Annotated in this window: 20 protein-coding genes, 1 other RNA gene and 1 other annotated feature; of the genes, 10 read left to right on the top strand and 11 right to left on the bottom strand. The window is 38.4% G+C overall.

The window, feature by feature from the left end; all coding sequences use genetic code 11:
- Positions 1–21: 21 nt before the first annotated feature.
- A complete protein-coding gene (gene rpsD, locus H5R64_RS04540) occupies positions 22–627 on the top strand; it encodes a 30S ribosomal protein S4 (protein ID WP_182580608.1) in 606 nt (201 codons plus the stop codon).
- A 656-nt stretch (positions 628–1,283) separates the two neighbouring features.
- On the opposite strand, the gene yaaA is transcribed toward rpsD, so the two are convergent.
- Entirely contained in the window at positions 1,284–2,036 is a 753-nt protein-coding gene (yaaA, locus tag H5R64_RS04535) for a peroxide stress protein YaaA (RefSeq protein WP_182582944.1), read from the bottom strand.
- A gap of 234 nt (positions 2,037–2,270) precedes the next feature.
- Here yaaA and H5R64_RS04530 point away from each other — a divergent pair, with 234 nt between their 5' ends.
- The 8 genes from H5R64_RS04530 (at position 2,271) to H5R64_RS04495 (ending at position 8,096) form a co-directional block, all read left to right on the top strand.
- The gene (locus H5R64_RS04530) at positions 2,271–3,011 is read left to right on the top strand and encodes a fructose permease (protein ID WP_182582942.1); all 741 of its coding nucleotides are present in this window, start codon (positions 2,271–2,273) and stop codon (positions 3,009–3,011) included.
- A 101-nt stretch (positions 3,012–3,112) separates the two neighbouring features.
- Positions 3,113–3,586 carry a YueI family protein gene (locus tag H5R64_RS04525; protein ID WP_182580611.1) on the top strand — a complete coding sequence of 158 codons (474 nt, stop codon included), beginning with the start codon at positions 3,113–3,115 and terminating at the stop codon, positions 3,584–3,586.
- Between the two features lie 23 nt (positions 3,587–3,609).
- Positions 3,610–4,887: a replication-associated recombination protein A gene (locus tag H5R64_RS04520; RefSeq protein ID WP_182580635.1), complete on the top strand. Its 1,278-nt coding sequence runs from the start codon at positions 3,610–3,612 to the stop codon at positions 4,885–4,887.
- Between the two features lie 41 nt (positions 4,888–4,928).
- A non-coding RNA gene (gene ssrS / locus H5R64_RS04515) (6S RNA) lies at positions 4,929–5,116 on the top strand.
- A gap of 87 nt (positions 5,117–5,203) precedes the next feature.
- A complete protein-coding gene (locus H5R64_RS04510) occupies positions 5,204–5,503 on the top strand; it encodes a hypothetical protein (protein ID WP_182580612.1) in 300 nt (99 codons plus the stop codon).
- Positions 5,504–5,574: 71 nt separating this feature from the next.
- Positions 5,575–6,060 carry a universal stress protein gene (locus tag H5R64_RS04505; RefSeq protein WP_182580613.1) on the top strand — a complete coding sequence of 162 codons (486 nt, stop codon included), beginning with the start codon at positions 5,575–5,577 and terminating at the stop codon, positions 6,058–6,060.
- A gap of 89 nt (positions 6,061–6,149) precedes the next feature.
- Positions 6,150–7,244, top strand: a complete 1,095-nt coding sequence (locus tag H5R64_RS04500) for a GntR family transcriptional regulator (protein ID WP_182580614.1) — start codon at positions 6,150–6,152, stop codon at positions 7,242–7,244.
- A 9-nt stretch (positions 7,245–7,253) separates the two neighbouring features.
- Entirely contained in the window at positions 7,254–8,096 is an 843-nt protein-coding gene (locus tag H5R64_RS04495; protein ID WP_182580615.1) for an aldo/keto reductase, read from the top strand.
- A gap of 56 nt (positions 8,097–8,152) precedes the next feature.
- On the opposite strand, the gene H5R64_RS04490 is transcribed toward H5R64_RS04495, so the two are convergent.
- The 7 genes from H5R64_RS04490 to H5R64_RS04460 form a co-directional block, all read right to left on the bottom strand.
- Entirely contained in the window at positions 8,153–8,722 is a 570-nt protein-coding gene (locus tag H5R64_RS04490; RefSeq protein WP_182580616.1) for a sugar O-acetyltransferase, read from the bottom strand.
- A 129-nt stretch (positions 8,723–8,851) separates the two neighbouring features.
- Complete coding sequence (gene araA, locus H5R64_RS04485) at positions 8,852–10,273, bottom strand: L-arabinose isomerase (RefSeq protein WP_182582940.1); 1,422 nt, start codon at positions 10,271–10,273, stop codon at positions 8,852–8,854.
- Positions 10,274–10,327: 54 nt separating this feature from the next.
- Positions 10,328–11,056: an L-ribulose-5-phosphate 4-epimerase gene (locus H5R64_RS04480; RefSeq protein ID WP_182580618.1), complete on the bottom strand. Its 729-nt coding sequence runs from the start codon at positions 11,054–11,056 to the stop codon at positions 10,328–10,330.
- Positions 11,057–11,065: 9 nt separating this feature from the next.
- Positions 11,066–12,685, bottom strand: coding sequence for a xylulokinase (locus H5R64_RS04475; protein ID WP_182580619.1), 1,620 nt, complete (start codon positions 12,683–12,685; stop codon positions 11,066–11,068).
- Positions 12,685–14,112, bottom strand: coding sequence for a sugar porter family MFS transporter (locus H5R64_RS04470; RefSeq protein WP_182580620.1), 1,428 nt, complete (start codon positions 14,110–14,112; stop codon positions 12,685–12,687). The genes H5R64_RS04475 and H5R64_RS04470 overlap by 1 nt, the downstream gene beginning before the upstream one ends.
- A 425-nt stretch (positions 14,113–14,537) precedes the next feature.
- Positions 14,538–15,383 carry a helix-turn-helix domain-containing protein gene (locus H5R64_RS04465; RefSeq protein WP_182580621.1) on the bottom strand — a complete coding sequence of 282 codons (846 nt, stop codon included), beginning with the start codon at positions 15,381–15,383 and terminating at the stop codon, positions 14,538–14,540.
- A gap of 264 nt (positions 15,384–15,647) precedes the next feature.
- Complete coding sequence (locus tag H5R64_RS04460; RefSeq protein ID WP_182580622.1) at positions 15,648–16,778, bottom strand: D-alanine--D-alanine ligase family protein; 1,131 nt, start codon at positions 16,776–16,778, stop codon at positions 15,648–15,650.
- A gap of 163 nt (positions 16,779–16,941) precedes the next feature.
- Here H5R64_RS04460 and H5R64_RS04455 point away from each other — a divergent pair, with 163 nt between their 5' ends.
- Positions 16,942–18,147, top strand: coding sequence for an MFS transporter (locus H5R64_RS04455; RefSeq protein ID WP_182580623.1), 1,206 nt, complete (start codon positions 16,942–16,944; stop codon positions 18,145–18,147).
- Between the two features lie 50 nt (positions 18,148–18,197).
- On the opposite strand, the gene H5R64_RS04450 is transcribed toward H5R64_RS04455, so the two are convergent.
- Genes H5R64_RS04450 through H5R64_RS04440 form a run of 3 tightly spaced genes read right to left on the bottom strand, consistent with a single transcriptional unit; the run spans position 18,198 to position 20,770 of the window.
- A complete protein-coding gene (locus tag H5R64_RS04450; RefSeq protein WP_182582938.1) occupies positions 18,198–19,019 on the bottom strand; it encodes a MetQ/NlpA family ABC transporter substrate-binding protein in 822 nt (273 codons plus the stop codon).
- A 22-nt stretch (positions 19,020–19,041) separates the two neighbouring features.
- Entirely contained in the window at positions 19,042–19,671 is a 630-nt protein-coding gene (locus H5R64_RS04445; protein ID WP_182580636.1) for a methionine ABC transporter permease, read from the bottom strand.
- A gap of 46 nt (positions 19,672–19,717) precedes the next feature.
- Positions 19,718–20,770, bottom strand: coding sequence for a methionine ABC transporter ATP-binding protein (locus tag H5R64_RS04440; protein WP_182580625.1), 1,053 nt, complete (start codon positions 20,768–20,770; stop codon positions 19,718–19,720).
- A 55-nt stretch (positions 20,771–20,825) separates the two neighbouring features.
- Positions 20,826–21,067: a binding site (T-box leader), on the bottom strand.
- Between the last annotated feature and the right edge of the window lie 71 nt (positions 21,068–21,138).

The following is a 21,138-nucleotide window of genomic DNA, read 5'->3' as shown; positions in this document are numbered from 1 at the left end:
AAATATTGGAGGATTTTATTTATGTCACGTTATACAGGTCCTAGTTGGCGTCTCTCACGCCGTTTAGGTGTTTCACTTTCAGGTACTGGTAAGGAATTAGCTCGTCGGGCTTATGCTCCTGGTGATCACGGTCGTGACCGCCATGGTAAGCTTTCCGAATACGGTACTCAACTTCGTGAAAAGCAAAAGCTTCGTTTCATGTACGGAATGACTGAACGTCAATTCTCAAATCTTTTCGTACGTGCTGGTAAGATCAAGGAAGGTACTCACGGTGCTAACTTCATGGCCTTACTTGAACGTCGTCTTGACAACATGGTTTACCGTCTTGGTTTGGCTACTACTCGTCGTCAAGCTCGTCAATTGGTTAACCACGGTCACATCACAGTTGATGGTAAGCGTGTTGACATTCCTTCATACGAAGTTAACGTTGATCAAGTTATCGCTGTTCGTGATAAGTCAAAGAACCTTGATGTTATTAAGAACGCTGTTGAAGCAGTTGTTTCTCGTCCATCATACGTTGATTTCGACGCTGATAAGCTTGAAGGTAAGTTAAACCGTATCCCTGCTCGTGAAGATATGGATGCTGATATCGACGAATCACTTATCGTTGAATTCTACAACAAGTAATATTTAATTATTACTTGTTCCCAAAAAAGGAACCGGAAATTCCGGTTCCTTTTTTGTTTAAATTAATTATCAATTGATAGTAAAAACTTAGATTTAAGTTCACTTCATTTGCTAAAATATTAAAAATATTATATATCCATAATAGTAAATGATAATTATTATTTATGTTCAACTAATTAATTGGGCAATTAGTCTAATTCCCTCAGCCAGGAGTTCCCTTATACTTCCTTAAATAAAATATGCCTATCTCAATTTACTAATGATTACTGTAATTAAAGGAACTCTTTAGATCAAGTTTTTAGATATAGGTATCTTTTACTAAGCCATGTTACAACGAGATACTAAATCTTTAAGAACCGTTTTCGCCAGATGAATAATTTGAATAAGTAGATACCGCTCACTTAAAAGTGCTAATCTCCTACTTTCTCACTTCTAAAAATTCAATAAATCATCTGTTGTTTTAACTTATAAACTATGATGTTCAAGAATTGATTAGATCATAGGACTAATAAAATTAAAAGTTAAGTTTAGTCACTAGTGAATATCTTAAACAACCATTTTCCTTTCCATAAAGTATTGTATTACAAGAAATACCTTTAATTAATTAAAAGCTGAAGATCTAGAAACCACTAACAAGTTTCTAGATCTTTTTTTGTTCATGACTTAACCAATTCAAAATAAAATGTCTTTTCAGTAGAGAGATCAGCCCTGAACCTATATCCACCAGTAGAAAATTTTTTAAGATCAGTTACTTTTTTAGCACCAATCTCCGTTAAAAACCGGACCATATTTCCCCGAGCTATCTTTGCTAAAGTTGCTTTTTGTTTAATTTTGCCATCAACCATTTCACCAAAAATACAGGTAATCATCTTGTCGTTACTCTTCAAAAAGGGCCGAATTATTTTGCTATATTCATTTGAAGCTAAATTGACTACCAAATGATTGTTCGTAAAAAGATCTTGGTATAATCGGTCACCCCAAAATTCGTATAAGCTTTTAGTATTGTTAACCGTTGCCTTATCTCCCATCCCAAGACGATATAAAGTAATCCCATCAAAAGGCCTTAATATTCCATAAAATCCCGATAAAATCCGCAAATGTTCTTGAAGGTATTTTAACTGCTGATCAGTCATCACTCCTGCTCCAATATATTGATACTGAAGTCCCTGAAAAGCTAGAATTGCTGGGGTTAAATTCGTAGTAAGATCCATTTTTTTAATTCGTTGGTAATTTATTTTTGTCAGTCGTTCACTACAATTCCACCATAATTGGTGCAATTGTTCATAATTACGCGTTCTTAACCAGCTTAATATCTCTTTACTTTGTGCCAAATACTTAGGAAGACCAGAATACGGCAAAGAGTCTAGATCACTTTTCATTGTTCTTGCTGGTGAAATAATAATTTTCATTGCCTTTCCCTCCTCCTAATCAAAATAACTAAAATTTTTTTAATTGGCAAATTTTGTGTTTAAAATCACTTATATGTTAACCGGTTAACATATAGTCTTATTAAAAAAATTATATCATTTTAATATATTATTATTACACTATTGACAACCCCTACAGAAGGTTGTAAATTTACTTTTTGTAAAGAGCGTGAATTTTTTCACGATTATAAGTTAACTCATTAAAGGAGGATAATAATGAACAACGATGTTCTAACGCAAGGAAAAGTACAAGAACGCACAATTTCTTTAGCAGCAAGTTGGGCTTTCTTTGCTTTTTCAATTATAATTAATTCAATGGGGAATGTTTTAACCCTGGTAACCAGTTCTCATATTCACCCTCAGTTTTTAGGTTCAGCATACTGGACTGCTGCTGAAAACAACCTAGGAATTGCTGTTTTAGGTAATAAGCCAACAACTCTTTTCTGGGCATTTATGGTTCTGGGAATGTTGATATCCGTTTTAAATGCTATTTTGCTACATAAGTGGGATTGGCGACGAATTGGGGGTAACTTTATTTTCATGCTGCCATTTTCACTATTTATCCAGTGGTTCTCAAATATTTTCAACCGAATTATGCCTGATGCCACTACTCTTCCCATGATTATCCTCTACGTATTTATTAACTTCTTAGGGGTTGCCTTCATCGGAACAGCTATTTCTATTTACCAACGAGCTAATCTTGTCCTTCATCCAGCCGATGATCTGTTTCAAATTATTCGTTTTCGTTATTGCAAGGGGAATGCAACAATCGCAATGTGGTTATCATACATTCCACCAACAATCATGGCAATCATTGCAGCATTCATGCAAGGTGGGATCTACAACTTTGGTCTTGGTACCCTATTTGCCCTTGTTTTCCAAGGAGCAATTACTGGTTGGGCTGACAAGAAGATCTTCCCCAAATTAAAACACCAAGCATTGGACATTGGTAATTAATTTTTTGCTCCTTAGCAGCTATACTGCTAAGGGGCTTTTAATATATCTCCAATTAATTATTCTTGGTATAATAGTAAAAACATTAACGGGAGGTTAATGCTATGGTAGAAGATAAATCCGCAATGGAGCAACGAATCGATAATGCAATCTATGGAGCCCCGAAAATCAAACCGGACGAGCAACGAAAATATCTTGGTACCTTTCGCGAACGAGTTTGTTTAACAATCAGTGTTACTGAATTTGAGGAACGTGATTGGTCCTTTGCGGTTGCCAAAGAACTAGAACGTGGAATTGGTAATCAAGTTTTCTTGAACGATAACCTTCCTCATTCAAAATTCCGAAATTACATTAAAGTTGCTACTGATGCTAATGCTAATTTTACCTTAAAAACAGAACCAGAATTTCGCACTACTCCTGATTCATTAGCAGTTGTTGTAGCAGCTAAAACCGCTGTTTACCAATCACCAATTGATGTTCAAAAACGTTATCCCGGTGCTTCTGCTCAGTCACGAACTGAGCAGTCTACGCCAAAAAAACATTTTTGGGAAAGATTATTTGATAGGAAGGAAGAGTAGTTTTGCAGCCTCTAGCATATAGAATGCGGCCACGAACCCTTAATGAGGTTGTCGGCCAACAACATCTTGTGGGTCCTGGTAAAATTATTTCCCGGATGGTAAAGGCCAAGATGCTCTCTTCTCTTATCCTTTATGGGCCCCCTGGTACGGGAAAGACAAGTATTGCAAGTGCAATTGCTGGTTCAACTAAGTATGCTTTTCGTAAACTTAACGCAGCCACAGATACCAAAAAGGATCTGCAGATTGTTGCCGAAGAAGCAAAAATGAGTGGTACCGTAATCCTTTTGCTCGATGAAATCCATCGTTTGGATAAAAGCAAACAGGATTTCTTACTTCCTCACTTAGAAAGTGGCCGAATTATTTTAATCGGTGCAACAACCGAAAATCCTTATATTAGTATTAATCCAGCCATCCGAAGTCGTACCCAAATTTTTCCGATTCACCCTTTAAGTATTAGTGAAATGAAAATTGCTGTTAAACGTGCTCTCACTGATTCAGAACGTGGTCTAGGTAAAATGCCCATTAAATTAGATTTAGATGCTGAAGAACACCTTTTAACCGCAACAAATGGCGATCTCCGAAGTGCTTTAAACGGTCTAGAGCTAGCAGCTAAATCAACTGATCCGAATGAAGATAATATCATTCACCTTACCCTTTCGGTAATTGAAGAAAGTGTCCAAAAGAAAATAATTAACAGCGATCGGAACGGGGATGCTCACTACGATGTTATCTCTGCTTTTCAAAAATCAATTCGGGGATCAGATACTGACGCCGCTTTACATTACCTTGCGCGCTTAATTGAAGCTGGTGACTTAATTAGTATTTGTCGACGTCTAATCGTAATTGCTTATGAAGATATTGGTTTGGCAAATATGCCTGCCGTTCAACGTGCCGTGACAGCTGTCCAAGCAGCCCAACAAATTGGGCTCCCTGAGGCACGAATTCCTTTAGCTGACGTTGTGATTGAGTTATGCCTCTCGCCAAAATCAAACTCCGGAATCAGTGCAATCGATAGTGCACTTGAACAAGTAAAGGCCGGCGGAGTTGGGGAAGTCCCTAACCACCTAAAAGATGCCCATTATAAAGGGGCGCATAAGTTAGGACACGGAAACGATTACCTTTTTCCTCATGACTATCCGCAAGATTGGGTTGCCCAGCAGTACCTTCCAGACCGCATTAAGAATGCCCAGTACTTTCATCCAAAGAAAAATGGTCGCTTTGAGCAAGCATTTGGTAATCAATATTGGCAACTTAAAAACGCCCAGAAAAAGGGGCTTTACCAACAACCCCATAATCACTGATCGATTGATCATTACACCAGATCATGCTAACATAATTAATGAAAATTCTGTGGTGTACGCGTTGTCTAAACGCAGGTTTGCCTTACAGTCTTATAAAATTGGGACTAGTGTTTTGCTAGTTGGCCAGTATGCCTTTTCACTTGGTAACTGAATAACTAGCAACCGTGTCCCACCTGTCTTAAACACAGGTCAACACTGAATGACAATTAACGGCACTAACGGAGTTTTCGTACATAATAGTTAAAAGGGCCGGAAAGCGTTAATGTTTTACCGGTCTTTTCTCTTTCTAAATATCATAAATTATGAGGTTTAAATCATGCTACTAGCTATCCTTATGACCATTTTTGGTTTAATCGCCACTTATGAAGGTTGCTTTTTCCTAACTCATCTTCATAAGCCCTTTCTGATCTTTCATCCCAAACAGCACTCAGCACTTTCAAAAGCGCTCCTGGTATGGGGAACTATCCTTTTAGTAATTGGAATTCTTGCAATTACTGCAGCATGGACAAATTCAATTTTCTTTATCGTTACGATGGTGGTAATTGGTTGTATTTGTGAAACTTTAATGGCCTATTCACTCATGGGTTATTTCCAAGCAGAGCAACGAAAAAACTAGACACCTGAGGCTTTACTGTCATTTTTATTTCAGTGTATAATAGAAGTAAATAATTAAGGAGGCACCATAACATGGCTCAACAATACAAACATATCTTGGTTCCAGTAGATGGTTCTGAAGAAGCAGAATTAGCTTTCAAGAAGGCTGTTGCTGTTGCTAAGCGGAATGGTGAAGAAACAGAATTACGCTTACTACACGTCGTAGATACTCGAGCATTCCAAAATATTTCTAGTTTTGATAGCTCAATGGTTGAACAAGTTACCGAAACTGCAAAGAAGACTCTCGATAAATACATCGATTACGCTAAAGAAAAAGGCGTTAAGAATATTAACTACTCAATTGAATATGGTGCGCCAAAGACAATCATTGCCCGTGATGTACCTAAGGAAATGAATGCTGACCTTATTATGATTGGTGCCACTGGTTTAAACGCCGTTGAACGAATCCTAATCGGTTCTGTCACCGAATTTGTTACCCGGACAGCCATCTGTGATGTTTTAGTCGTACGGACTGATTTAGATAACAAGCTAATCGAAATTGACAAAAAGAAAAAATAAGTTAACCAATTTAACGGTTTTTGGTCCTATAATCAAATTAGTTATAGGGCCTTTTATTTTAGATAAGGAAAAGATTGGAGTAGCAGCCATTGGAAGTGAAATACGAAACAGTTAAACAAACTCTCCGTAACGAAATTATTGACGGTAAATATCAAATTAATGCTAAATTACCAACCGAAAGTGAATTAATGAAACGCTTTAACGTTTCTCGCTATACGATTCGCCGTGCCGTTGGTGATCTTGAAAATGAACACTATATTTATCGTATTCAAGGTGGCGGAATGTTTGTCCAAGATTGGCAAAAAGACTGGACTGATATCGAAAAAAATAAAGTTATCGGTGTAATCAGTACCCACATGGCTGATTACATCTTTCCTTCAATTATTTCTGGGATTGACAGTGTCGTTGCCGATAAGGGTTATTCATTAATTGTCGGAAATACACTCAATAATCATGAACGGGAACGACAAACAATTTTAAACATGTTAGATCTAAAAATTGCCGGATTGATCATTGAGCCAACAGAAAGCGCCATGCCTAATCCAAACCTCGATCTTTACCAACAGGTTGAAAACTACCAAATTCCGACAATCTTGTTCCACTCTACTTACCCAGGATTTAATTTTCCTGCACTCCTTACTCGTGATAAAGAAGCGGAAGAGGATTTAATTCGCTATCTTTTTGAATTAGGACATACCAACATTCTCGGTGTTTTTCAAATTAACGATCAGCAGGGAGTCGATCGCATGTCTGGAATGATCAAAGCTTATCAGGATGAGGAAGTACCTACAACTAAAGCTAATACAATTATGTACCAATCCAGTGATCCAATTGAAGGGATCATCAATAAAGTAGAGCTTATGCTTAAAGGAAATCCAACTATTACCGCAATCGCCTGCTATAATGATCAACTTGCCACACTGGTAATTCGTCACTTACAAAAAAATGGTATTCGTGTCCCAGAGGATATTTCAGTTGTCGGCTTTGATAACTATGATATGGCTGCAATCATCTCACCAAACTTAACAACCGCCGTCCACCCCAAAAGAAAGTTAGGAGAAGATGCTGGTAAGATGATCCTCAAGATGATTAATGGTCAAACAGTCGAAAAAGTTAAATATTATTCACCTGAAATCATTAAACGCCAATCAACCACTATTGCACCACTACACTCAAAGGAGTAATTATCAATAATGAAAAAATCAGTTAATCTTTTAACGCTTGCTGATGGTCAAACAATGCCTCAAGAGGGATTTGGAATGTATAAGATCACTGATCAAAGTACCATCACTTCTTCAATTAAATATGCCTATGATGCTGGATATCGCCTCTTCGATACTGCACAACTATACAAAAATGAAGCAGAAATTGGTAATGCCTTAACTGAGTTAGCTCTCCCTCGGGAAGAATTATTTATCACTACAAAGGTTTCTGAACCAAATCAAGGCTATACACAAACCATTGCTTCAGTTAAAGATTCACTCAAAAAACTCCAACTTGACTATGTTAATCTACTGTTAATCCACTGGCCAATTGAACGAGCTTTCTTTGACACATGGGCTGCACTAGAAGAATTAAAGAAGGAAGGGCTAACCCGCTCAATCGGTGTTAGTAATTATCAAATGATTCATCTCCAATACTTAGCAACCCAGGCTCACGAAATGCCGGTAGTTAACCAAATTGAACGGCATCCCCATTTGAACCAACTTCCGTTAATCAAATACGATCGTGCCCACCAAATTGTTACTCAAGCTTGGAGTCCCCTTGGAAGAGGAACTATCCTTAATAACCCCCTTTTAGAAAAAATTGCTAAAAAGCACCAAAAGTCCTCAGCCCAAATTGTTTTGCGCTGGCAATTACAAAGTGGTGTTGCCTTCATTCCAAAGTCGATCCATGAAGCACGGATTAAACAAAATATCGATATCTACAACTTCCAACTTAGCGAGCAAGAAATAAACGTAATTAATGAATTACATAATTTTACCCGGGTTGGTAAAGAACCAGCCTTAGTTTACGAATATAATTTAAAATATTAGAATGTTATCCACTAAAAAAGGTAGAGACTAAGAATTTTTCTTGATCTCTACCTTTTCTATTCCTTATATGGGTTTTCTTTAATTACCTGTGCCGGATTTCCAGCAATGATTACATTATTACCATAAGATTTTGTAACCACACTTCCGGCACCAACAATTACATTATTCCCTAAGGTTACCCCGGGACAAATAATGGCTCCACCCCCAATCCAAACATCATCACCAATGGTAATCTCCTTACCTTGTCCGTATGCCCCATTACGGCGCAACTTGGGATCTAAAGGATGATTGACCGTGTAGAGTTGAACACGGGGACCCAGTAGGCAGTGCTTACCAATTTTAATTGGACTAACATCTAACATTACGCAATCATAGTTAGCAAAAAAATCATCACCAACATAAATGTTATAACCATAGTCGCACTTAAACTGTGCATGAACCTCGTAGTTTTCTCCCACATGACCAAATAACTGGCGAATGATCTCTTTACTCGCCTCTGGATTCACTTCCCCCAAGGCGTTAAATCGCTCTACTAATTTTCGTGCATAATAACGTTCATGAACTAATTGAGAATTATAGACATCAAAAACTTCCCCATTCAACATTTTTTCTTTTTCTGTTTTCATTTTATCCCCTCGTTTACAAAATCAAACCTTTCATAAAAAAATGGTTATCCTCAGTTATTAAACTGCCGAGTATAACCATTTTTCTTTCTAAATTGTTAAAGATTTTCTTTATTCAGTGAAGCATATCTACTATTCAATGAAGTCAACTTTAACATCAAGCATACCGAAGAGGTCCTTGATTTGCTGTGGCTTCAAGCTGAAACTCAAGATAGTGTGGTGACCACCACCAGCGAGCATCCAACGCTTAGCCCCTTCCTTTAAGCCAACAGTTGGTGTCCATAATTGTTTAGCAACTGGAAGATGTGGGGTTTCTGCTTCAGGCTTGTGACAATCAACAGAGTAACCAATTACCTTGTAACCGTCGTTAAAGTATGAAAGAGTAACATCAACGGCCTTACCTTCACGACCAGTAAATACAAGACGTGCAGGATCATCTTTACCACCAATGTCTAATGGGTGAACTTCAACCCGTGGCTTATCTGACGCAATGGTTGGGTCAACTTCAAGCATGTGTGAACCAAGAATAGCTTCGTGATCATGGCGTAAGTCAAGAGTGTAGTCTTCCATAAAGGCAGTGGCAACATTATCGGCGGCAATCTTAAGAAGACGATCCATCCCAGCAGACTTCCAGTCACCTTCAGCACCAAATCCGTAACCGTCACGCATTAATAATTGAGCGGCTAAACCAGGCAATTCTTCAAGGCCATGCAAGTCTTCGAAGTTAGTGGTGAAACCAGTGTAGCCTTTTTCATCCATGAACTTCTTTAAGGCTAAGTATTCACGAAGTTGGTAACGAACTGAGTGTTCATAGTGTTCCTTCGTGTTATCACCTTGAACCATCTCGTATTTACTTTCCAGGTCCTTGTAGGCAGCATCAATGTCTTCTTCGCTAACAGCATCAACGTAGCTAACAAGTTCACTTACTGGCCAGTAATCAACAGTCCAACCTAAGAACATTTGCGCTTCAACCTTGTCACCTTCAGTAACAGCAACATTACGCATTGTATCTCCGAAACGAACGATCTTAATCTTGAAGCTTTCGTTGTAGGCAACGGCCACGTTTTGCCAGTCAGCAATTTCTTCTTGGACATCTTCGTCACCCCAGAAGCCGTAAACAATCTTGTTATGCTTTTGAAGGCGAGCATTAATGTAAGCATATTCACGGTCACCGTGAGCTGATTGGTTTAAGTTCATGTAATCAAAATCAATAGTATCGTATGGAATCTTATTTAAGTATTGAGTTGCCAAGTGAAGAAGGGGCTTTTGAAGTAACTTTGTACCATGAATCCAGTTCTTAGCAGGTGAGAATGTGTGCATCCAAGTCATAACACCAGCTACCTTATCATTGTAGTTAGCTTCCTTCATAAACTTAGTGATTCCTTCAGCGGTTGTCATTACACCTTTAAAGACAATCCTGTATGGTAACTTACCACTTTCGTTTAACTTATTAACAATATCTTCTGCATCATTAGCAACTGATTTTAATTGATCTTCCCCATAAAGGAATTGGCTACCAGTCACAAACCAAAATTCGTAATCTTTATTCATCATAAGATAACACTCCTTCTTGTATCAAAAATTTTTGTAATATAATTACCAAGTTAATTAAGCACGTGTAGCATGGTCCTTTGAATGAGCATTATTTTGTCCATAGTATGCATTTGCGCCATGCTTTCTGTAATAGTGCTTATCAAGTAGATATTGTGGCAAATGCAAGTCCCGATGTGTCAATTGCATTGCGTGGTAGTCTTCTTCGGCTACTACTTCAAGGACCTTGGCATTGTAAACTGCCTTATCAGGAGTTGGTCCCCAGGTAAATGGTCCATGTTGCATAACCAAGGCTGCTGGAGTAGCTTCATAGTCTAAGCCCCGTTCCTTGAAAGAACGAACAATTACTTTACCAGTATTTCCTTCGTAGTCTTCCTCAATTTCTTCCTTGGTTAATGCATCTGCTGCTGGAACATCAGTGTAGAAAGTATCAGCATGCGTAGTGTTCATTGCTGGTACATCCAACCGAGCTGCAGCAAAGGATACTGCCCATGGTGAGTGAGTATGAACAATTCCTCCAATTTTTGGAAAATGATTATAAAGATAAGTGTGGGTGGGAGTATCACTAGATGGATTTAAGTTTCCTTCAACAACCTCACCATCGAGGTTAACAACAACCATGTCTTCCGGTTTTAAATCTTCATATGGAACTCCAGAAGGCTTAATAACGAAGAGGCCTTTATCACGGTCAATTCCAGAAACATTTCCCCAAGTAAAAGTAACTAACCCCAACTTAGGAAGCTTCATATTTGCTTCGTATACTTCTTGCTTTAATTTTTCAAGCATCTCTTATATCTATCCTTTCTTACTTTCATGTTCGCTAATGTCCTTACCGGCAAGCGCTTCTACTGGCAACCCAGTTTGATAACGCTTGATAAAGCTTTTATATCCCTTTACACCAGCAGGTTCTGGTACCAAAGTCATGCTTTCAGGATTGCGGAAAACCTCACCATCCAAGAAATCAGCTAGTGACTTCTTAGCACCTGTTTCAGCATACTTAGCAAGTACAGCCATTCCCCATGGTCCACCCTCGCTAGCAGTATTCATAATCGTAATTGGAATATTCAAAGCATTTGATAAGATTTGTTGGCCAATAACAGGAGTTCCAAAGAGACCTCCCTGGGCAATCATGACATCCGTTTGAACATGCTCTTCATTTAATAAAATATCCATTCCGATCTTTAACGGCGCAAATGCTGCATAAAGTTGAGTAAGGAAGAAGTTAGCAAGGTTCATCTTGCTATTTGACGTCCGAACAAAGAGTGGTCGCCCCTGTTGAATCTTGGTGATGTTTTCACCGGAGAGGTAACTATAGTTAATTAACCCACCAGCATCGGGATCTGAATGAACTGTTGAATCAAATAGTGTTTCGTATAAAGTGTTTGTGTCAATTTTAGCTCCGATTGCATCAGCAAAGTCACGGAATAACCCCACCCAAGCATTAATATCTGAAGAACAGTTATTGACGTGAACCATCGCAACTGGGTCACCTGTTGGCGTCGTAACAATGTCAATATCACGGTGGACCTTTTTAAGAGGTTTATCTAAAACATTCATGGAAAAAGCTGATGTTCCAACAGAAATATTACCGGTCCGCTTACGCACACTATTCGTTCCAACCATTCCAGTACCAGCATCCCCTTCTGGGGGCGCCATTAAACTTCCAGAAGTAAGTGTTCCATTAGGATCAAGAAGTTTTGCTCCTTCATCAGTTAACCTACCAGCAGTGTGGCCCGCAATGATTACTTTGGGTAAAATATCCTCAATATTCCATGAATACTTTGCTACTTCTGGTAATTCACTAAATTTTGTTAGAAAGTCTTGACGGTAAGTATGTGTTTGGTCATCAATTGGGAACACTCCTGACGCATCCCCAATTCCTAGAACCTTTTCACCAGACAATTGCCAATGAACATAACCAGCTAAGGTTGTAATAAACTCAACATTCTTAACGTGTGATTCATCATTTAGAATTGCTTGATAAAGATGAGCAATACTCCACCGTTGCGGAATATTAAAGTTAAACAACTTTGTTAATTTATCAGCAGATTCTTCTGTAATATTGTTCCGCCATGTTCTAAATGGAACAAGAAGTTGGTTATTCTTATCAAACGGAAGGTAACCGTGCATCATTGCACTAACTCCAATCGAAGCAATGCTAGTCAAGCTAACATGGTAACGACTTTGAACATCTGCTTTGATTTTAGAATAAGCAGCTTGGATTCCTTCCCATACTTGTTCGAGGGGATATGTCCAAATACCATCTTTGAATTGGTTTTCCCAGGTATAACTACCTGAAGAAATAGTTTCAAATTCTGTATTAATCAGAACCGCCTTAATTCGTGTGGAACCTAATTCGATCCCTAAAGAAGCTTTCCCATTTTCAATTTGCGTTGCTGTTTCACGTAAGTTCATTAAATCTCCCTCCCTATTTCAGGGTTCTTTGCGTCATGCTTAGTTCCTTGAGCTTCAATTTCTTCAAGGGTGTGGCCACGCGTTTCGGGTACTCGGGTCTTAATGAAGATTACACCAAGAAGACAAATCACACCGAAGATTGCGAAAACAGCTTCTTGAGGCATATTTGCAGTCATAATTGGGAAAATCAACCCAACTAACCATGAACCGATCCAGTTAAAGGATGAAGCCAATCCCGAAGCACGCCCACGAATAGCTAATGGGAAAATTTCACCAACTAAGACCCAAGTTAATGGTGCCCAAGTGAATGAGTAGAATGCGACATAGATACATAGGAAAACAACAATTGTCATTGGATTCATGTTAGGCAGCATCCAGTTTAAGATGGCTGGTAGGATGAATGAGAGACCCATGACTGTCCCACCAAGCATTAATAATGCCCGACGATTAAACTTTTCAGCAATCCACATGTAGACTAATGAACCAATAACGAGGATGATCCCTTGAATAATTGGCCACATCAAGTTAGATGCAGCAGCTTTACCAGTTGCCTTTTGGACAATCAATGGAATGTAGTAAAAGATTGCATTTGCACCTTGGAATTGTTGAAAAGCAGCAACACCAACACCGGCAATTACTAAATAACGATACTTAGAACTGAAGAGCGTTGACCAAGAAGTCTTAGCATTTGCTTGTTCTTCATCCTTTGCAGTCTCTTTAATACTGCGAAGTTCGGAATCGATTTCCCTTGGATCCTTTCGAATAAAGGTGAGAACCCGGCGTGCAGCAGCTTCATCCCCTTGACGTAATAGGAATCGTGGTGATTCTGGTAACCGGAGAACTCCCAAAAATAGAATCAATGCAGGAACAGCGGCTAACCCTAACATTAAACGCCATGCCCATTCCCCTGGAAGATCCTTTAGCAAGAAGTCAACCACGTAAGACAACAGCATCCCCGAAACAATCATCGTCTGGTTCAAACCAGATAACCGTCCACGAGCTTGGGCAGGTGCCATTTCAGACATATAAGCTGGAACTAAAGCAGAAGCAGCACCAACAGCCAAACCTAAGAACATCCGAACTGCAATTAGGTAATAAGAACTTGCTTCACCCATATCGGGAGAAACACCAGATAAAATTGAGAAAATCATGAAAATAATTGATGACATTAGGATCATCTTCCGCCGACCAAACTTATCAGATAATTGTCCAGCAACGGCACCACCAAAAATGGCACCAAACATTACGGCAGAGGTAATCCACCCGACTAATCCGGCAGCGTTTTGTAAGTGCCAATCGGCTTCCAAGAAAGGTAGGGCTCCTGTCATTACCCCGATATCATATCCAAACAGGATTCCACCAAACGAACCAAAGAAGTAGATGAATGCACTTGAAATTTTTTTATTCGCTTTCATCCGTACTTGCATCCCCTTTTCTATATTGACAAAACTTTAACTCAATTCATGAAAGCGCATCCATTGAACGATGTTTATACTACATCATTTGTACGGACAAATCAATAACTTTTATTAAAACGGTAATACTAACTTTGTGAATCTGCTTTGATATCTTGCATATAAAAGCCAATAATGACGCTAATTGTCTATTTGTGAATTTATGTCAAAAAATATTTCAAAAAATTTATACGGACTAATATCTGGTATTTAAAAATAAAATAATATCTAGTTGGTAATTAATTATTTCCAAAACAGTAATATAAAAAAAGCATAAGGATGAAGGTATAAATAATTTCATCCTTACGCTTTTCAGCAATAGAATATTAGTTTTCTAATTATCAAATTAAAAAAGAGAGATCAAGTCTCCTTGATCTCTCTTCTCATTAAATTAATATTTAGTCTTTAAGCTTGGCTAACTCAGCCGTAATCTCATCCTTAATAAAGGATTCACGACGAGCCAAACTAATGCTCCGGGCGATTTCCAGAGATTCCTTAGCTTGTTCTCTTTCACCCAATGCTAACTCATCTTTCCCCCGAATAAGGTAAAGTTCATCAAGAATAAACAAAGAATCATGTTGGCGACACAGTTCAATCCCCCGGTTAACAATTTCCTTTGACTCTTTGTAGTTACCTAAGTCACCGTAAAGTTGACCAAGTTGGCAATAAATTGATGCCCACTGGTGTAAACTACCGATTAACTTTTTATTATCGATCAAACGAACGGCACGTTCTGTTAATCGTTGAGCCCGTTCTGGATCATTACGCTTGTAGTAAGCAAGTGCCATCCCTGCAGTGGTCATTGCAAGGTAAATATTGGCACTAGTCGTTGCGAATTGTGTTAATACTAACTCAAAGTTAAAAATAGCTTCATCAATCTTATCAGAATTAACTTGAACCATTCCCATTAAGTAGTAGTAACGTTGCTTATCAAAGTCACTCTCTAGCTTCTTTACCGGAATCTTGTCCAATGCTTCAGTAGCACTTTCAAGTTTTCCACTAACTAAATCGTTTACAATGATATTAAATTGGTCATTAATGCCGTTTCCGTTATTCTCCACGATTCTTTCTGTGGGGATGTTTAGGCGTTCACAAATTGCAGTCAGAATATTCATTTTAGGCAACCGATTTTGCTTTTCCATTAAGCTAATTGTTGCCTGAGTACAGATACCTTCTGCCAATGCAGTCTGTGATAAACCTCTTTTGCGGCGAATTTTCTTTAAGACGTCTCCTCGGAGTTTCATTTTTCTTCCCTTCCTCAACTTATTTAATAATATGACTAAAATTATTGGAAAGATCAAATGATCTACAAACCATAGTTGAAAATATCCTTATCCATTTTAGCACTAATTATTAATTTGTGCTAAAAAATTCGTACTAAAAAGGACTGGTAAAACGCTTTTTTTACCAGTCCTTCTACTTTACATGATTAGCTTCTAATTAATAGACATTTTTAATAAATATGAGTATGAAATAAATGTTATAAATTAAATTTCCTTCATTTAATTTTAATTAAACTTCTTTGTTCCTACTTTTTCATCACCGAGCTTTTGGAAATCATATTTAATCTTACTATTACGATCAAACTCTTCCAAACCAAGTTGAATTAGTCGGTCAATTAGGTCTGAGTAACCAATTCCGGAAACTTCCCACATTTGTGGATACAAGCTAATATTAGTAAAACCTGGCAAAGTATTTGGTTCACCAAGGTATGGGACATTGTTAGAATCAACTAAGAAGTCAATCCGAGCCATTCCCTTCATTCCCAAGACCTTGTATGCTTTCAAAGCCATCGAAGTAATTTCTTCAGTTAAGTATTCTGGTAATTTTACGGGCAATTCAAAAACAACCCCACTAGCATCTACAAACTTATTTTCATAGTTGTAGAACGAATCACCTTCAGGAACTCGGACTGCACCAAGCTTCGAAGCAATTGGATGTTCGTTACCAAGAATTGAGATTTCTACTTCTTGTGGATGATCAATTCCTTGTTCTACAAGAACCTTATAGTCATACGAAAAAGCATCATCCAACGCTTTTTCGTATTCTTCAGCGTTAGTTACTTTATGAATTCCGACAGAAGAGCCTTGCTTAGCAGGTTTAACAAAGGCCAAATCACCAATCTGTTCTTCAACCTTATTCCATGGGAATTCTGCCCGATTTTCAGGAGTAACTACTACATAAGGAGTATTCCGAATACCAGCTTCCGTAAGAATCTTCTTGGTTAAATCCTTATCAAAGGACATCGCACTTGCTGCAATGTTTGAGCCAACATATGGCTTTCTTAAAAGTTTAAATAATCCCTGAACAGTTCCATCTTCCCCCAAATTACCATGAATTACCGGGAAGAAGAGGTCAATTGACTTCATTTCGTTTAATGCCATGATCGGAGCCAACGGCTGACTTAAATCCATCTTTTGATATTCTTCTTTAACAACTTGGTCTTCATCATCACCATTAAAGATTCGTTGTGATGCGCTATTACCAAGAAGGACCCCATCCTTAGTAAACATAAACAAACTAACATCATACTTTTCCTTATCAAGGGCGTCGTAAATATTATGCGCCGAACGTTTTGAAACATCATGCTCAGATGAGTTACCACCAAATAACAATGCGATATTTAACTTTTTAGTCATTGAGTGTACCACCTTATTTAATTTTTTACCGTTTTTCCAGAAACTTTAGTATAACATGGATTAATTTTCCTTCCAAGCTCCTAATCACGAACTTTGATATTTAACCTTACTAGGACATTGCGCTATAATAGAAACAATTTTTTCAAATTAAAGGAGTTATCGTATGGTACAAACTAAAGCATCAATTTGGAAACGTAACTTACGAGTTCTCGCAGTTGCTGTTTTCATTGCCGGAATCGCCTTTTCAGAGGTAATGCCTTTTCTTCCACTTTATATTAATACCTTAGGCCACTTTTCTCACCAAAAATTAAATATGTGGGCTGGGTTAGTTTTCTCAGGGATTTACTTTGTTTCCGCATTTACTTCACCATTGTGGGGGAAACTAGCAGATAAAAAGGGACGTAAATTAATGATCCTCCGTGCTTCATTTGGAATGGCAATTGTCTTGGCGGCAATGGGAATTGTTACCAATGTCTGGCAATTATTTATTCTCCGGATGGTTCAGGGATTTTTTGCTGGCTTTGTTTCAAACTCTAACGCCCTTATTGCTACAGAAACACCAAAAAAGAAATCGGGTCAAGCACTAGGAACCATGGCCTCCTCTTTTACAGCTGGTAATCTTTTAGGGCCATTTATCGGTGGTGCCCTTGCTTCAGCCTTTAGTTATCGTGTCACCTTCTTTATTACTGGTTTACTCCTCCTCATTGCTTTTCTCCTTTGCCTTTTCTTCGTTCACGAAGATGATTTTAAACCTGTAACCAGTAAGAAGCTCGAAAGTTCTCGTGGCGTTATTACCGCTCTCAAAGAACCTCGATTAATTTTTGGTCTTCTTTTAACTACCCTAATTATTCAAGCTGCAAATAATTCGATTAACCCAATTGTCTCCCTTTACGTTAGTCAATTAATGCATCATCAAGGGAATGTCGTTTTTATTTCCGGAGTAATCGCTGCTCTTCCCGGGATTGCAACCTTTATTACTGCTTCACGTTTCGGGGCAATCGGTGACCGGATTGGAACGCAAAAAATAATTGTCGCTGGTTTTGTTGGTGCAATCATTCTCTTCTTTCTTACCGCCTTTGTGCAAAATACCGTTGAGTTAGGGAGCCTACGATTCCTTGTTGGTTTCACCGATGCTTGCCTTTTCCCTCAGGTGCAAACACTCCTTACTAAAAATTCTCCGGCAATGATTACTGGACGAATCTTTTCTTGGAACCAGAGTGCGATGTATATTGGAAACATTTTGGGCCCATTACTTGGTTCCGCAATTGCGGGAGCCTCAAGTTACAGTATGGTCTTTATCATCACTGCTGTAATCGTTGTCCTTAACCTTATTCTTTTTAAGCTCAATGTTATTAATTCACTTGACTAGATAAAAAATCCAGCAACCGCTCGAAAGCGATTACTGGATTTTTAATTACCCTATTTACCATTGGGGTAAACAGCTACAACACCACCGTTGTAGTGGTTATTGATCCACTGTTGTGTTGACTTGGATTGAAGAGCTTTTACCAACTTCTTAATTGCTGGATTATTCTTATTCTTCTTTTGAACCGCGATCAAGTTGGCATAAGGGGAGGTATTCTTTTCAAGGGCAATTGCATCCTTCTTTGGATTCAAGCCTGCTTGAACCGCGTAGTTAGCGTTAATAACAACGGCAGCCCCTTCACCACGCTTGTAGAATTGCGTCATCAATTTTGGTTCAAGATCCGTCTTAAACTTCAGGTTCTTCTTGTTAGTTTGAATATCATCAAAGTTAGCTGATTCAATCTTAGTACCCGGCTTCAAAGTAATTAATCCGGCATCCTTTAAGATTTGAAGTACCCGTCCATAATCCGCAACGTTATTTGAAACTAAGATCGTGGAGCCATCTGGTAAGTCAGATAACTTTTTGTACTTCTTGGAGTAAAACCCAAGTGGTTCAAGGTGAACATTACCGGCACTAACTAAAGTTCCGTGGTTTTTCTTGTTCCAGTTATCTAAGAATGGCTTGTGTTGGAAGTAGTTGGCATCCAAATCACCACTTGCTAATTCCTTGTTTGGTAATACATAGTCTTGGAAAGTCTTAATCTTTAAGTCAACCCCCTCCTTCTTTAATTGAGGCTGAACGTGCTTCAAGATCTCCGCTTGTGGTGTTGCTGAAGCACCCACAGTAAGTGTTTCTTCCTTTTGCTTCCCACAACCGGTAAGAACTAATACTCCTAATGCTAATGTTGTAATTGCTGCTAACCATTTTTTCTTCATAATTATTCCCTCCTGATTCTAATTAACGTTTATCTATTTTCTTTACAACAGTGTCCCCCAAAAACTGGAAGACAAAGACAATCACGACAATAATAATTGTAGCCATCATTGTAACTGCATTGTTATTTGCTTGAAAACCATCTAAGTAAGCAAGATTACCTAGACCACCAGCACCAATTGCACCAGCCATAGCAGTGTAACCAATTAATGAAATGGTAGTAACCGTAATCCCTGAAACCAACGCTGGTGAACTTTCTGGGATTAACACTTTAGTGACAATTTGCCAGCGTGTGGCTCCCATTGCCTTAGCGGCTTCAATAACACCATGGTCCAAATCATCAAAGGCAATTTGAACAAGGCGAGCATAGAACGGTGCTGCCGAGATAATCAATGACGGTAAGGCGGCTCGTGGTCCCATAATCGTACCAACAAGTGTCTGGGTTGCCGGAAGCAAGAGGACAATTAAGATAATAAATGGGATTGACCGAAAGATGTTTACCAAAGCAGCAACAATCCAATTAATAATTTTGGCCACAATTGAATTACTATGCTGAGTTTCAAAGAGAATTAAACCAAGGATAATTCCCAAAATTGCAACCACAATCATGGAAACTACTGTCATCCAAATTGTTTCCCAAGTTGCTTGTCCCATTTTCGGCCAATCAACATTATTAAATTCAAAGAATGAAGCAAATCCACTATTGTTCACGACTAATCACCTCTGTCTCTACTCTCATCGTTTTCAAGTACTCTAATGCGCCCTTAATTTGTTCTTGCTTATCACTATCCACCGTTAATTGAATGTACAAGGAGCCAATTGCACCTTCCTGTGTCTGGTGAATATTTCCCTCAATGATGCTCATATTTGTTTCAGGGAATTGACGCAGCATTTCGGAAACAATTGGCAACTTGGCTTGGTCACCATGGAATGTTAATTTTACGATCACACCGTCGGGATGAGATTCAAGGAGTTGTTCAACAACTGCTTGCGTATCATCCGCAGAACCAGTAGAAGTTTCTTGGTTAACAAACCGCTTAGTAATTGCCTGTTGAGGATGCTTAAAGACGTCTAATACTGGTCCCTCTTCAACAATTGTACCGGCATCAAGAACCGCAACGTGATCACAAATTTTGCGGATAACGTGCATTTCATGAGTAATTACAACAATCGTCAATCCTAATCGGCGATTAATATCAACCAATAAATCTAACACTTCATCAGTTGTCTTCGGATCAAGAGCACTAGTTGCCTCATCAGAAAGGAGGATTTGGGGGTCATTCGCTAACGCACGAGCAATCCCAACTCGTTGCTTTTGTCCACCAGACAATTCTGAAGGGTAAGCTTTTTCCTTTCCTTGAAGGCCAACTAGCTTAATTAGTTCTTCAGCCTTTTGCCGTCGTTCTTCCTTGCTTCCTTCTTTTGAAAGTTCTAACGGAAATTCAACATTTTCCAAAACCGTCCGTGACCAGAGCAGATCAAAATGTTGGAAAATCATTCCAATCTTTAGACGAGCGTTTCGTAACGATTCCCCTTTTAACTGACTAATTTCTTTACCATTAACGGTAACCGAACCAGTAGTGGGTGTTTCAAGGCCATTAATCATCCGGATTAGAGTACTTTTCCCGGCTCCAGAATAACCAATAATACCGTAAATCTTTCCGTCAGGAATCGTTAAGTTAACATCCTTAATTGCTTTTACGGGACCTTCCTTACTATCATATGTTTTTGAGACATCTTTAAACCGAATCAATTACTCTTCCTCCTTTTCATTAAAAAACCTTCCATTCGTTTAATAGTTTAACTATTAAACGGACGAAAGGTTTCGTGGTACCACCGCAGTTCATGATTACCTCACAGTAACCATCTCAAAAAGTGTCATCTAACACTTAACTGCGATAATGGGCAGTAACCAACATTAGCTTATCATTTGACTCACTAACACACTTTACTCAAAGACCATCTTCAATACAACTAATCAATTCTCTTTCACCAATCAAGAACTCTCTGAGTGATTAATTAGTATCTACTCATCTTTTCAAATAGTATTCTAATAATTCAATTGCTATTATAATACAAAGTTAACTTTTCATTGTCAACACTAAATTCTAATTAAATTAA

The organism is Limosilactobacillus fastidiosus (assembly GCF_014145505.1).
GTDB lineage: Bacteria > Bacillota > Bacilli > Lactobacillales > Lactobacillaceae > Limosilactobacillus > Limosilactobacillus fastidiosus.
Note: the sequence above shows the minus strand (reverse complement) of the source record. Positions and strands in the feature narration are given on the sequence as shown.